The sequence below is a fragment of the Blautia intestinihominis genome, assembly GCF_040096655.1.
Classification (GTDB): Bacteria; Bacillota; Clostridia; order Lachnospirales; family Lachnospiraceae; genus Blautia_A; species Blautia_A intestinihominis.
The window spans coordinates 26,539-39,966 of the sequence record NZ_JBBMEI010000017.1 but is presented as its reverse complement, the minus strand read 5'-3'; the positions used below and the strand labels follow the sequence as shown (position 1 = coordinate 39,966).

12 protein-coding genes and 4 tRNA genes are annotated in these 13,428 nt (G+C 47.0%); 14 read left to right on the top strand and 2 right to left on the bottom strand.

The window, feature by feature from the left end; genetic code table 11:
• The 6 genes from WMO75_RS07115 to WMO75_RS07090 all read left to right on the top strand — a co-directional run bounded on the left by WMO75_RS07115 (position 1) and on the right by WMO75_RS07090 (position 5,778).
• Positions 1 to 795: a phosphatidate cytidylyltransferase gene (locus WMO75_RS07115; RefSeq protein ID WP_022215543.1), complete on the top strand. Its 795-nt coding sequence runs from the start codon at positions 1 to 3 to the stop codon at positions 793 to 795.
• Between the two features lie 30 nt (positions 796 to 825).
• Entirely contained in the window at positions 826 to 1,968 is a 1,143-nt protein-coding gene (gene dxr / locus WMO75_RS07110) for a 1-deoxy-D-xylulose-5-phosphate reductoisomerase (protein ID WP_118251405.1), read from the top strand.
• 1 nt (position 1,969) lies between these two features.
• The gene (gene rseP, locus WMO75_RS07105; RefSeq protein ID WP_349077850.1) at positions 1,970 to 3,259 is read left to right on the top strand and encodes an RIP metalloprotease RseP; all 1,290 of its coding nucleotides are present in this window, start codon (positions 1,970 to 1,972) and stop codon (positions 3,257 to 3,259) included.
• Positions 3,260 to 3,314: 55 nt separating this feature from the next.
• On the top strand, positions 3,315 to 4,235 hold the full coding sequence (locus WMO75_RS07100; RefSeq protein WP_227221728.1) for a phosphodiester glycosidase family protein: 921 nt from the start codon (positions 3,315 to 3,317) through the stop codon (positions 4,233 to 4,235).
• A 74-nt stretch (positions 4,236 to 4,309) separates the two neighbouring features.
• Entirely contained in the window at positions 4,310 to 5,578 is a 1,269-nt protein-coding gene (locus WMO75_RS07095; RefSeq protein WP_227221727.1) for a peptidoglycan-binding protein, read from the top strand.
• Between the two features lie 115 nt (positions 5,579 to 5,693).
• Positions 5,694 to 5,778: transfer RNA gene (locus tag WMO75_RS07090), tRNA-Leu, on the top strand.
• A 137-nt stretch (positions 5,779 to 5,915) separates the two neighbouring features.
• On the opposite strand, the gene WMO75_RS19955 is transcribed toward WMO75_RS07090, so the two are convergent.
• Both WMO75_RS19955 and WMO75_RS07085 read right to left on the bottom strand, forming a co-directional pair.
• A complete protein-coding gene (locus WMO75_RS19955; RefSeq protein ID WP_118698419.1) occupies positions 5,916 to 6,179 on the bottom strand; it encodes a fibronectin type III domain-containing protein in 264 nt (87 codons plus the stop codon).
• Entirely contained in the window at positions 6,079 to 6,600 is a 522-nt protein-coding gene (locus tag WMO75_RS07085; RefSeq protein ID WP_118698418.1) for a hypothetical protein, read from the bottom strand. The genes WMO75_RS19955 and WMO75_RS07085 overlap by 101 nt, the downstream gene beginning before the upstream one ends.
• A 557-nt stretch (positions 6,601 to 7,157) precedes the next feature.
• Here WMO75_RS07085 and WMO75_RS07080 point away from each other — a divergent pair.
• The 8 genes from WMO75_RS07080 (at position 7,158) to WMO75_RS07045 (ending at position 13,412) form a co-directional block, all read left to right on the top strand.
• A tRNA-Leu gene (locus WMO75_RS07080) sits at positions 7,158 to 7,242 on the top strand.
• A gap of 239 nt (positions 7,243 to 7,481) precedes the next feature.
• Positions 7,482 to 7,566, top strand: a tRNA-Leu gene (locus tag WMO75_RS07075).
• An 82-nt stretch (positions 7,567 to 7,648) separates the two neighbouring features.
• Positions 7,649 to 7,733, top strand: a tRNA-Leu gene (locus tag WMO75_RS07070).
• Positions 7,734 to 7,929: 196 nt separating this feature from the next.
• Positions 7,930 to 8,937 carry a deoxyguanosinetriphosphate triphosphohydrolase gene (locus tag WMO75_RS07065; RefSeq protein WP_118698417.1) on the top strand — a complete coding sequence of 336 codons (1,008 nt, stop codon included), beginning with the start codon at positions 7,930 to 7,932 and terminating at the stop codon, positions 8,935 to 8,937.
• Between the two features lie 20 nt (positions 8,938 to 8,957).
• Positions 8,958 to 10,760, top strand: a complete 1,803-nt coding sequence (gene dnaG / locus WMO75_RS07060) for a DNA primase (protein WP_118698416.1) — start codon at positions 8,958 to 8,960, stop codon at positions 10,758 to 10,760.
• Positions 10,761 to 10,799: 39 nt separating this feature from the next.
• A complete protein-coding gene (gene rpoD / locus WMO75_RS07055; protein WP_022215535.1) occupies positions 10,800 to 11,924 on the top strand; it encodes an RNA polymerase sigma factor RpoD in 1,125 nt (374 codons plus the stop codon).
• Positions 11,924 to 12,667 carry a tRNA (adenine(22)-N(1))-methyltransferase gene (locus tag WMO75_RS07050; RefSeq protein WP_118251411.1) on the top strand — a complete coding sequence of 248 codons (744 nt, stop codon included), beginning with the start codon at positions 11,924 to 11,926 and terminating at the stop codon, positions 12,665 to 12,667. The genes rpoD and WMO75_RS07050 overlap by 1 nt, the downstream gene beginning before the upstream one ends.
• Positions 12,630 to 13,412, top strand: coding sequence for a Nif3-like dinuclear metal center hexameric protein (locus tag WMO75_RS07045; RefSeq protein WP_118698415.1), 783 nt, complete (start codon positions 12,630 to 12,632; stop codon positions 13,410 to 13,412). The genes WMO75_RS07050 and WMO75_RS07045 overlap by 38 nt, the downstream gene beginning before the upstream one ends.
• The last annotated feature ends 16 nt before the right edge of the window (positions 13,413 to 13,428 follow it).

Genomic DNA, 13,428 nt, shown 5'->3' with positions numbered 1-13,428 from the left:
ATGTTTAAGACACGATTGATCAGTGGTATCTTTCTGGTGATTGCAGCACTTCTGACGATCATCAGTGGAGGATATGTACTTTTTGTAACTTTGCTCTGTGTTTCTCTTCTTGGAATCCAGGAACTTTATAAGGCAATGGGTGTTCATAAGGATGGCGTAGGACTTCTGGAACTCGCAGGATATCTGGGGACGATCCTGTATTATGCTTCTCTGCTCCTTGGATTTGAGAGATACGGAATGATGGCAGTCCTTCTGGGACTGGTGCTTCTGATGTTTGTATATGTGTTTACATATCCGAAATATGAAGCGGATCAGGTGATGTCAGCATTTTTTGGAATCGTTTATGTGGCAGTCATGCTTTCCTTTATTTTCCTTACGAGAAATCTTGAGGGAGGTAAATTCCTTGTATGGCTGATCTTCCTCTGCTCCTGGGGATGTGATACCTGTGCCTATTGCGTGGGAATGCTGATCGGTAAACACAAGATGGCACCTGTATTGAGCCCTAAGAAATCCGTCGAGGGAGCTGTCGGCGGTGTTGTGGGAGCAGCAGCACTTGGCGCGATCTATGCGGCTGTGACTCATGGACCGATAGTGGAATATGCAGTGATCTGTGCAGTCGGTGCACTGATCTCTATGGTAGGAGATCTTGCTGCATCTGCGATCAAGAGAAATCGCGGCATCAAGGATTACGGCAAGCTGATCCCGGGACATGGAGGCATCCTTGACCGTTTTGACAGTGTGATCTTTACTTCACCGATCATCTTTTATCTTGCGAAGATGATCCTTGGTTTATAAAATTCAGATGAATGGAGGAACTCTGTTTTTATGAAGAAAATTGCGATATTAGGTTCAACAGGTTCTATCGGAACACAGACACTGGATGTTGTGCGCGCAAACGGCGATATTGAAGTCCTTGGTATCAGCGCAGGACGGAATATTGCGAAGCTGGAAGAGCAGGTCAGGGAATTTTCTCCGCAGCTCGTGGCAGTCTGGGATGAAAATGCAGCCAGAGATCTGGCACAGAAGATCCAGGATACAGATACGAAGGTAGTGTCCGGTATGGACGGACTTTTGGAACTGGCAGCAATGCCGGAGACGGAAATCCTTGTTACCGCGATCGTGGGAATGCTTGGGATCCGTCCTACGATCGAGGCGATCCGTGCAGGTAAGGATATTGCGCTGGCAAACAAGGAAACTCTGGTAACTGCAGGACATCTGATCATGCCGATGGCAGAGGAATATGGTGTGAAGATCCTGCCAGTGGACAGTGAACACAGCGCGATCTTCCAGTCTCTGAACGGAGAACATAAGGAAGAAGTACATAAACTTCTGATCACAGCGTCCGGCGGACCTTTCCGTGGAAGAAAGAGAGCTGATCTGGAGCATGTGACCCTGGAGGATACCCTGAAACACCCGAACTGGGTAATGGGACAGAAGATCACTGTAGATTCCGCAACTCTTGTCAATAAAGGGCTTGAGGTCATGGAGGCGAAGTGGCTTTTTGGTATGGATCTGGATCATATCCAGGTTGTTGTACAGCCGCAGAGTGTGATCCATTCCATGGTAGAGTTCAAGGATGGAGGAATCATCGCCCAGCTTGGAACACCGGATATGCGCCTTCCGATCCAGTATGCGCTTTATTATCCTCATAGAAGATATCTTGCGGGAGACCGGCTTGATTTTGCGAAACTTGGACAGATCACATTTGAGGAACCGGATATGGAGACCTTCCTGGGACTTCCGATGGCAATCCAGGCATCCAGAGAGGGCGGTTCCATGCCGACCGTATTTAACGCGGCGAATGAACTGGCAGTAAAGAAATTCCTGCACCGTGAGATCCGGTTCCTGGATATTTATGATATTATCGGGCAGGCTATGGAAAGACATATAAAGATCGAGCATCCACAGCTTGAGGATATTTTGGCAGTAGAAAACGAGACTTATCAGTGGATTGAAAGCAGGTGGTAAATTGAAGATTCTGATTGCGATCATCATTTTCAGTGCAATCATTTTGATACATGAGCTGGGACATTTTCTCCTGGCGAAATTGAACGGGATCAGTGTGACGGAGTTTTCTCTTGGAATGGGACCGAGATTATTCAGTGTCCAAAAAGGAGAGACACGTTACTCTGTGAAATTACTTCCTCTTGGCGGTTCCTGTGCCATGGTTGGCGAGGATACGGCAGAGGAAGAACTTCCGGGATCTTTTAATGCGGCTCCGGTATGGGGCAGGATCTCTGTCGTGGCGGCAGGCCCGGTCTTTAACTTTATTCTGGCACTTATCCTGTCGGTGATCATTGTCGGTTTTGTCGGTTATGATCCGGCAGAGATCGTGGAAGTACAGCAGGATTCTGCCGCGTCAGAGGCAGGACTTGAGGCAGGCGATGTGATCACGGAATACATGGGATACCATGTGGATCTGGCGAAGGATCTGTATGTGTACAGTTATCTGAACTCACTCAATGAGGGAGATACAGTTACACTTAAAGTACGCCGCGATGGCGAAACGAAGGAAATCCAGTATACACCGGATGTTTCGGTGAGATATCTTCTTGGATTTAACCGTTCGGATGCATCTTCGATGACAGTAGAATCTCTGATCGAGGGAATGCCTCTTGAAGCGGCGGGGCTTCAGCCGGGAGATACGATCACGGCGATCAACGGAACAGAGGTTGCGGATGGAGAAGCATATGATGCTTACCTTCAGGAGCACCCGCTTTCAGATGAGCCGGTGGAGATTACTTATGTGCGTGACGGACTGGATTATACGGCAACGATCACGCCGCAGGAATACCGCACACCGGTACTTGGATTTTCCTATAATCTGGGATATCAGAAGGCGAACGGGCTTGAAGTGCTGAAATATGGTACCCTGGAAGTGAAATATATGATCCGTACTACACTTCTGAGTCTGAAACAGCTTGTTACAGGCGGCCTCGGCTTTAAGGATCTGAGCGGCCCGGTGGGGGTTGTGGATGCGATCGGAACCACTTATGAGGAAAGCAAGAGCGAGGGCGCGCTGATGCTCTGGATGAATATGCTCAACATGGCGGTCCTTTTGTCGGCAAACCTTGGTGTAATGAACCTTCTGCCTCTTCCGGCACTGGATGGTGGAAGACTGGTATTTCTGATCGTAGAGGCGATCCGCCGGAAACCGATCAACCGGGAAGTGGAAGGAATGGTGCATTTCGCAGGTCTGATGCTTCTGATGGCATTGATGGTTGTAGTTATGTATAATGATATCCTGAAGATTTTCTGATGTTTTGGGATAAAATGGATTTGACAGTTAAGAGATATGAAGTGAATTAAGAATTATGAAAAACAAAATTTTGGCATCGCTCGTGCTGGCGGGAATATTTATGAGCAGCAGTCTCTGTGATCCGGGAAGTGAGATCCTGGCGGCAGAACAACAGGAAAGTACGAATTTTACGAATGATGACCTGAATTATGAAACAGAAACTCTGAAAGTAAACGTGGAACAAAAGGATACAGGATATACCAAATACTGGGTGGCTCATGTGCAGACGTTCAGCACAGAACAGTTGAAATCTGCATTGTGTGGCGGAACCTATGGAAATCCGCGCAAAACAACATCCGAGGAGCTTGCCTCTCATGATGGAATCATTGGTATCAATGGCAGTGCATTTTCCTATGGTTCGGGAGAACCCGCCCCTGGCAAGACTATGATCAAAGGCGGTCGGATCTATAATGATGTGTATTCAAACGGAAATATTTTCTGTGTGACAGAGGATGGTGGAATGTTTACTGCAGCTGCGGGAATGACGACAAAGGATCTTCTGAACCGCGGTGTGCAGGATACTTACTGTTTTGGTCCGACGCTTGTAGAGAACGGCGAGGCCAGTGAGATTTCCGGGCAGTTCCATCAGACTTCCAGATACCAGAGAGCGGCGGTGGGAATGGTAAGTCCCGGTGACTATTATCTGGTGGTTGTGGATGGTAAAGGCTATGGTGGCTCTCAGGGAATGACTTATCAGGAGCTGCAGCAGGTTTTTCTGGATCTGGGATGTGACTATGCGTACAATCTGGACGGTGGTGGCTCAGCAACGCTTGTATTTAAGGGCAGAGTACTGAATATGCTGACAGATAACGGCAAAGAAAGAGCCTGCGGAGACATTCTGTATTTTGTGGATGCAGGAAATGGTTCCGAAGGCAAAGATATTGTTGTACATGAGGACGAGGGAATGATTCGTTCTGCAGGAGACTCTATATGGTAGTCTCCTGATTTTTTTGTGCTGTTCCGAAGAATCCTGACATAAACTATCCTGAGAGGTTTTTTCGGGAGAGATTTATGGAATTCTATGAAAAAATTCGGGCGCAGCAGGAAAATGTTGACCAGGGTCAATTGAAAGTCACAGTAATGACGGCAGATGGAACGCGTCCGGTTGAAAATGCCCGGGTAAAAATATCCTATACCGGAGAGAGCGGACAGACGATCGAGGAAGTACGGACTGATTCCTCCGGACAGATACCGGTTCTGGATGTAAAAACGCCTCCGCTGGAATACAGCATGGAACCGTCAGAGCAGCAACCATATGCGGAATATACGGTTCAGGTCGAGGCGGAGGGTTTTGAGAACTCTGAAGTAGCGGGTACGCAGGTACTCCCGGGAGTTCTTGCCCAGCAGACAGTCAGTGTGAATTTCCAGGCAGGCGCTTCTTTTGAACGAATCGTGATCGGTCCGCATACTCTGTGGGGCGAGTATCCGCCAAAGATTGAGGAGGCAGAGATCAAGCCTGTAAATGAAAGTGGCGAGATTGTTCTGAGCCGGGTTGTTGTGCCGGAATATATTGTCGTTCATGACGGACCTGTAAATGATAATACAGCACAGGATTATTATGTTCGTTACAAAGATTATATTAAAAATGTGGCGAGCAGTGAAATTTACGCTACCTGGCCGGATGATACGATCCGGGCAAATGTTCTGGCAATCATGTCATTTACATTGAACAGAGTCTATACGGAATGGTACCGGAACAAAGGAAAAGATTTTACAATTACATCGTCCACTGCCTATGATCACAAATGGATTCATGGAAGAAATATTTTTGACAGTATTTCCAGAATCGTAGATGAGCTTTTTGAAAATTATCTGTCGAGACCGGATGTGAGACAGCCGATTCTGACCCAGTACTGTGACGGACGGCAGGTACAGTGCAGAAACCGCGGATGGATGACACAATGGGGCAGTAAATCGCTGGGAGATCAGGGGTACTCTCCAATAGAAATTCTTCGGTATTTTTATGGAAATGATATTTATGTAAATGTTGCAGAAGCAGTATCGGGGATTCCTTCTTCCTGGCCGGGATATGATCTTAATATCGGGGCAACAGGAAATAAAGTCCGCCAGATTCAGGAACAGCTGAATGTGATTAGCGATGCATATCCGGCGATACCGAAGGTTGGAGTAGATGGGATTTATGGCGAGCAGACAAAGAATTCTGTTCGTAAATTTCAGGATGTCTTTGGACTTCCTGAGACGGGAATTACAGACTATCCGACCTGGTATAAGATTCAGGAGATTTATGTCGCTGTCAGCAGAATTGCAGAATTGAATTAAATTCACAAAAAAACGGAAAAATTTCAAAAAAAGCCTTGACTTTGTCAGTTGTTTCTGGTATCCTACTACATGTCGCGAGGGAAGAGAATAAAGAATTCCCAAAGAAATGCGATATGCGGAAGTGTCGGAACTGGCAGACGAGCAAGACTAAGGATCTTGTAAGCATTGCGCTTGTGTGGGTTCAAGTCCCATCTTCCGCATGGATAGATCCCTGTATCTGAGAAGGTGCAGGGATTTTTTTGATTATTATTCAGATTTATAAAAAACGCCGCATCACAGAGGCAGAAGATAAATAAACTGCCCTGTGGTGCGGCGTTTTTGGAACTATTTCATAAAATTATTTGATTTTGACAGAGGAAGTTCTGCTCCAAACAGAATAATAATTCTTTTTGCTGACGGTTTTGTATGTGCGGATTCGAATGTAATATTTCTTGCCACGGGTCAGCTTTTTCAGAATGGCAGATTTGGAGCTGCCTTTTGCGGTGATCGTTTTAGCACCCTTAAAGTTGCTTGAAGTACTGTACTGGATCTGGTAGGCAGTAATGGATTTTACCGGTTTCCAGGATATGCTTGCCTGATTCTTTGCAGGTGATTTTTCCATCGGTTTTTTTGTTCTTGATGATATCTGTTTTTTTACTGCTCTGATTCAGGGTAAGAGAAGCAGCTTTTACTGTAAGTGTAGCCTTTGCACGGGCAATCTGAAAGTTGACTGTTTTTCTGCCAGCATAGCATCTGGTACCTGTGACGGTGACAGAAGCCGTGCCTGCGTCTGTGTTATCGCTGTAGGCAAGTGTATAATCTGTGTCAGGGGACAATTTCTTACCGGCAGAGGTTGTTACGGTGATTTTCGGCTTTTTTTCGGAACCATCATAGGTGAATACCGAGCTGGAAAGCTGAACATTGCATTTGCTGAAATCATTGGCAGTAATCTGGAAGGTTTTTGTTATAGAACCGGAAAAGCTGCCGCTTCCATAGATAGTAACGGAAGCTGTGCCTGCATTGGTATTATTACGATAATACAAGGTATAATCCTGATCCTGCGTTAAGGTACTGCCGTTACATTTTACAGTGACATCAGGTTTTTTTGCTGCGCCGTCATAAATCTGCGACTCATCAGAAAGAGTGATGTCGCAACTGCTGATATCTCCACGGCTGATATAAAAGGTGGTGGTAAAATATCCGGAATAATTTCCAATACCTGTGATGCCCGCACGTGCTCTTCCAGGAGAAGCATTGTACGCATATTCTACAGTAAAGTCCCTGCCCTCAACCAGGGTTTTGCCGTTATTAACAATGGTTACTTTGGGTTCCTGTGGTCTGCCATCGTATATGCAGGTGTCTGGTGTAAGTGTACAGGTAGTGCTGCTTGTGTAGATAGAAGCAGGTTCGATCGTGTATTCTTTTGTTACACTGCCGGTTTTTACCAGATGTGGTGTGGTGGCACTGTCGGAAGTGCCTGCGTAATTGGAAAAATAGACTGATAAAAAATGAAAAAAGTGTTGACATATGGAGATTACTTCGTTATACTGTTGATTGTCGCGAGGGAAGAGAATAAAGAATTCCCAGGGAAATGCGATATGCGGAAGTGTCGGAACTGGCAGACGAGCAAGACTAAGGATCTTGTGAGCATTGCGCTCGTGTGGGTTCAAGTCCCATCTTCCGCATGAATGAGTCCCTGTATCTGAGAAGGTACAGGGATTTTTGCATACTGAAACAGAAAGCCGGGGCAAAAGAAGCAATGCCGGAAAAACAGATGAATATCTGCAAACGGTAAGGGCTGGAAAATCAGAAACAAATAATTTTGCAAAAAATAAAAAAGAGTATTGACTATCTAAAAAAGATTTGCTATACTATCATCTGTCGCGAGGGAAGAGAATAAAAAATTCCCAGGGAAATGCGATATGCGGAAGTGTCGGAACTGGCAGACGAGCAAGACTAAGGATCTTGTGAGCATTGCGCTCGTGTGGGTTCAAGTCCCATCTTCCGCATGAAAGGTATTGACTTTTACATTACCTTTTGTTATATTAATATCTATCGCGAGGAAGCAATTGTTTCCAAGAAATGCGGTATGCGGAAGTGTCGGAACTGGCAGACGAGCAAGACTAAGGATCTTGTAAGCATTGCGCTTGTGTGGGTTCAAGTCCCATCTTCCGCATGAGAGAGAACTCCTGTTAAATCAGGAGTTTTTTTTATGCCATAGCAGATAACTCCATAATGTTCTGCCGATACAAAAAAAGAAATTTTTTTTGAAAAAAAGAGGAATTTGAAACATTATGTAGAATATAATTAATATAGGGTATTTTGTCGTTACTGTGAACCATAGTGTTTTTGCACCTGTGGAGGTAGTGCCTATGAATATACGGGAGAAGATGGAACAGCAGGAACTGGAACTTTTGAGTCCATATGCGGCGTGCAGCGCTCATTCCAGAGGCAGGGAACGCACCGAGGAGGAATGCGATGTCAGGACCGTTTATCAGAGAGACCGTGACCGGATTCTCCACAGCAAGGCATTTCGCAGACTGAAAGATAAGACACAGGTGTTTCTTGCACCGCACGGGGACCATTACAGGAACCGGCTCACGCATACACTTGAGGTATCGCAGATCGCACGCACGATAGCCAAGGCACTTCGCCTGAATGAAGATCTGGTGGAGGCGATCGCGCTCGGACATGATCTTGGACATACACCATTTGGGCATGCGGGGGAGCATGCGCTTGATGAGATCCATCCGGGTGGTTTTACTCATTACCGTCAGAGTATTCGTGTCGTGCAGATCCTGGAGAAGAACGGTGAGGGACTGAACCTTACATGGGAAGTGAGGGATGGCATTCTGAACCATCGGCTCAGCGGCAGTCCTGCGACACTGGAAGGACAGGTTGTCCGCTTTTCCGACAAAATAGCTTATATCCATCATGATATGGATGATGCACAGAGAGCAGGTATCCTGACAGAAGATGATATCCCTGTGACGCTTCGGATACTTCTGGGGTATACAACGAGGGAGAGACTGAATACTTTTGTGCATGATATCATAGAGAACAGCCTTGAGAGAGACCATATCTGTATGTCGGAGAGAATCTTCACGGCACTGATGGATCTTCGGACGATTATGTTCCAGAATGTATATACGCATCCGGAGGCAAAGAGAGAAGAACACAAAGCAGTCAGAATGCTTAAGAAACTATATGAATATTATATCGAGAACCCGGAACAGATGTCCAGGGAATATCAGGAACTCATGAAGCGAGGAGAGTCCGGATCCCAGGCGGTCTGTGATTACCTTTCTGGTATGACAGACCAGTATTCCATGGAGAAGTTCCGGCAGATATACATACCAAAGTCCTGGGAAGGCTATTAAGCAGCAGAGGAGGATGGGCAATGCGTTATTCGGACGATATCATTGAAGAAGTACGTCAGAAGAATGATATTGTAGATGTGGTATCCCAATATGTGAAATTAACCAGGAAGGGCAGTTCCTATTTTGGGTTATGTCCTTTCCACAATGAGAAGACACCTTCATTTTCCGTAACACCGGGGAAGCAGATGTATTATTGCTTTGGCTGCGGAGCCGGTGGGAATGTTTTTAATTTTATCATGGAATATGAGAATTATACGTTTGGCGAGGCGCTGAAGCATCTCGCTGACCGCGCGGGAGTGGAACTTCCCAAGATCGAATATTCCAGAGAAGTGAGAGAGAAGGCACAGGAGCGTGCAGAACTTCTGGAGATCAACAAGCAGGCCGCGCAGTATTTCTACTATCAGCTCCGTACAGAGAAGGGCGCGCAGGGGTATCAGTACCTTACAGGGCGCGGGCTCAGTGAGGAGACGATGCGTAAGTTCGGGCTTGGGTATTCGGACAAATTCGGCGGAGGACTGTATCAGTTCCTTAAGTCCAAGGGCTACGGTGATGACCGGCTTCGGGAATCCGGGCTTTTTAATGTGGACGAGCGTCATGGTATGTATGATAAGTTCTGGAATCGTGTGATCTTTCCGATCATGGACGTTAATAACCGTGTGATTGGTTTTGGCGGACGTGTGATGGGTGACGGCAAACCGAAGTATCTGAACTCCCCGGAGACTAAGATCTTTGATAAGAGCCGTAACCTGTACGGACTTAATGTCGCGAGGACGACGAGGAGGAAATATCTGATCCTCTGTGAAGGATATATGGATGTGATCTCCATGCATCAGGCAGGTTTTACCAATGCGGTGGCTTCGCTTGGAACGGCACTGACTTCCGGCCACGCCAGCCTTCTGAAGCGTTATACGCAGGAAGTCCTGCTTCTCTACGACAGTGATGAGGCAGGTGTCCGTGCGGCGCTCCGTGCGATCCCGATCCTGCGGGAAGCTGGCGTCAATTCCAGAGTTGTGAATCTGCGGCCATATAAGGATCCGGATGAATTTATCAAGAACCTTGGAGCGGAAGCTTTTGAGGAACGGCTTGAGCAGGCATCGGACAGCTTTATGTTCCGGGTCAGCATTGCAGAGAGCGAGTTCCCGATGGAGGAGCCGCAGGGGCAGAACCGTTTCTTTGAACGCTGTGCAGAGATGCTTCTGGAACTGAAGGATGAACTGGAGCGGAACCTCTATATCGAGGCGATCGTTAAGAAGTACCGCGGTCAGTACGGTATCAGCGTGGAGGATCTCCGTAAGAGAGTCAATACACTGGCGCTTAAGGGTACACCGGCAGAACGCCGCATCCAGCCAAAGAAAAGTCAGGAAGGTGCACCTAAGAAAAAGAAGGACAGTGCTTCCGATCAGGCGCAGAAATTGATGCTGACCTGGATCGTTACCTACCCTAAGATCTTTGACAAAGTGGCACAGTATCTGACACCGGAGGATTTTGTGGTCCCTCTGTACAGGGAAGTGGCGCAGATGCTTTTTTCTCAGAGGGAAGAAGGCGAGGTAAATCCGGCCAGACTCCTGAACAGTTTCACAGACAGTGAAGAGCAGAGAGAAGTTGCATCGCTGTTTAATGCGACGATCCATCTGGAGACTCCCAAGGAGCAGGATCAGGCTTTTGCCGATACGCTTCTTCGGATCAAGACAGAGAGTCTTGCAGAAAGAAACCGCAACTGGAATCCCACGGATATGGCGGGACTTCAGGAAATCATCAAAGCAAAAAAAGAATTAGAGGAACTCGGCCGAAAACGCCGGGATCTGCATATTTCTTTTGAATAAGGATAAAATATAAACACTATATGGAGGGAATAAGCACCTATGGAAATGAATATGGGCAAATTCAGCGAAAAACTGGTTGAGCTTCTGGAGCTTGCAAAAAAGAAAAAGAACGTACTGGAATACCAGGAGATCAGTGATTTCTTCAAAGACCAGCCTCTTGAAGTTGAACAGATGGAAAAGGTATACGATTTCCTGGAAGCCAGCGGAGTCGATGTGCTCCGTATTTCAGGCAATGATGACAGCCTGATGCTGGACGATGATGCAGAGCTGGACAAGCTGGATGATGAGGAAGAGATCGAACTGGACAAGATCGATCTTTCTGTACCGGAAGGTGTCAGCATTGAAGACCCTGTCCGTATGTACCTCAAGGAAATCGGTAAAGTCAGCCTTCTTACAGCAGATGAGGAGATCGAGCTTGCAAAGCGTATGGAGCAGGGCGATGAGGATGCCAAGAAACGTCTGGCAGAAGCCAACCTTCGTCTTGTAGTCAGCATTGCAAAGCGTTATGTAGGACGTGGAATGTTGTTCCTGGATCTGATCCAGGAAGGAAACTTAGGTCTTATCAAAGCCGTTGAGAAATTCGATTACCGCAAGGGATATAAATTCAGTACCTATGCAACATGGTGGATCCGTCAGGCGATCACAAGAGCGATCGCTGATCAGGCGAGAACGATCCGTATTCCTGTGCATATGGTAGAAACTATCAACAAGCTGATCCGCGTTTCCCGTCAGTTACTCCAGGAGTTAGGCCGTGAACCTACCCCGGAAGAAATCGCAGAAGAGATGGATATGAATGTTGACAGAGTGCGTGAGATCCTCAAGATCTCTCAGGAACCGGTATCTCTGGAAACTCCGATCGGTGAGGAGGAGGACAGCCACCTTGGAGATTTCATCCAGGATGACAACGTGCCGGTACCGGCAGATGCAGCAGCATTTACTCTTCTCAAGGAACAGCTGATCGAAGTTCTCGGAACTCTTACCGAGAGAGAACAGAAAGTCCTGAGACTGCGTTTCGGACTGGACGATGGACGTGCACGTACCCTTGAGGAAGTTGGTAAGGAATTCAACGTTACAAGAGAGCGTATCCGTCAGATCGAAGCCAAAGCACTGCGTAAACTGCGTCATCCGAGCCGCAGCCGCAAACTGAAGGATTATCTGGACTGATGGGCGCATCTGTACAGATTTCCAGGAGACTTGGCGCGATCGCCGATCTGGTGACACAAGGAAACCGGCTGGTAGATGTGGGATGTGATCATGGATATCTGCCGGTATACCTGAAACTTGAGAACAGGATTCCAAGCGCGATCGCAACAGATGTTGCGGAGGGACCGTTGTCTCGTGCGCACGAGCATATTGAACAGTACGGACTGGGCTCTTACATAGAGACAAGACGCTGTGACGGACTTGCCGATATCGGACATGGCGAGGGAGATACCCTTGTCATTGCCGGCATGGGCGGTCCTCTGATGGAGCGTATCCTTAACGATGGCAGAAGCGTCTGGGATGATTTTCAGGAAATGATCCTTCAGCCGCAGTCAGATATTCCACATTTCAGGCATTTTCTTCTGGAGAATGGATTCCATATCATAGAAGAAGAGATGATCCTTGAGGACGGTAAGTTTTATCCAATCATGAAGGTGAAACGAAATACGGAAACGGAGCCTGAGGTGTGGAGCGCGCAGGAGGAAATGTTTGGAAAAATCCTTCTTGAGAGAAAGCATCCGGTTCTTGAGAAATTCCTGGAAAGAGAGCTCAGGATCCATGAGGAGATCCTTGAGAAGCTCAAAGAAGCTTCCGGGGAGAGCGCAGTAAACCGCAAAAAAGAAGTTGAGGAGGAGCGGCAGCTAATCCTGGCTGCCCTGGACCGATATGAAAGTAAAGGAACTGACAGCGTGGCTGGAGAATAAATATCCGGCAAAAGCAGCAGAACACTGGGACAATGTAGGACTTTTGGTTGGTGATGATGAGGCAGAAGTTTCTCATGTTTTTCTTGCACTGGATCTGACGGAGGAAACTCTGGAAGAAGCGATCCAGGCGGGGGCAGATATGATCATTACGCATCATCCGATGATCTTTAGTGGAATCAAAAAGATCAACAATCATGATTTCACCGGAAGGAGGATCATGCGCCTGATCCAGAATCATATCTGCTATTATGCCATGCATACGAATTATGATGTCCTTGGCATGGCAGATTTGAGTGCAGATTATCTGAAACTTGAGGAGCGGGAAGTTCTTTCTGTGACAGAGGAGACCAGGGACCGCTGTGAGGGATTGGGCCGTGTCGGCATGCTTTCGAAGCAGATGAGTCTCAGAGAATGTGGAGAATTTGTAAAGGCTGCACTTTCTCTGAATGATGTCAAGATTTATGGAGATCTTGAGCAGTCGGTGCACAGAGCTGCGATCTGTACAGGAAGCGGCAAGAGCATGATCTCAGACGTACTTGCCAAAGGTGCGGATGTGTATGTCACCGGTGATATTGACCATCATACAGGAATTGATGCAGTGGCAGCAGGACTGGCGGTCATCGATGCCGGTCACTACGGCACAGAATATATTTTTATGGATGCCATGAAAAAGAAGCTCGGCGAAAACTTCCCGGAACTTCCGATCACATGTGCAAAAGTAAAAAGCCCGTATACGATATTGTAGATATCGAACTATAACT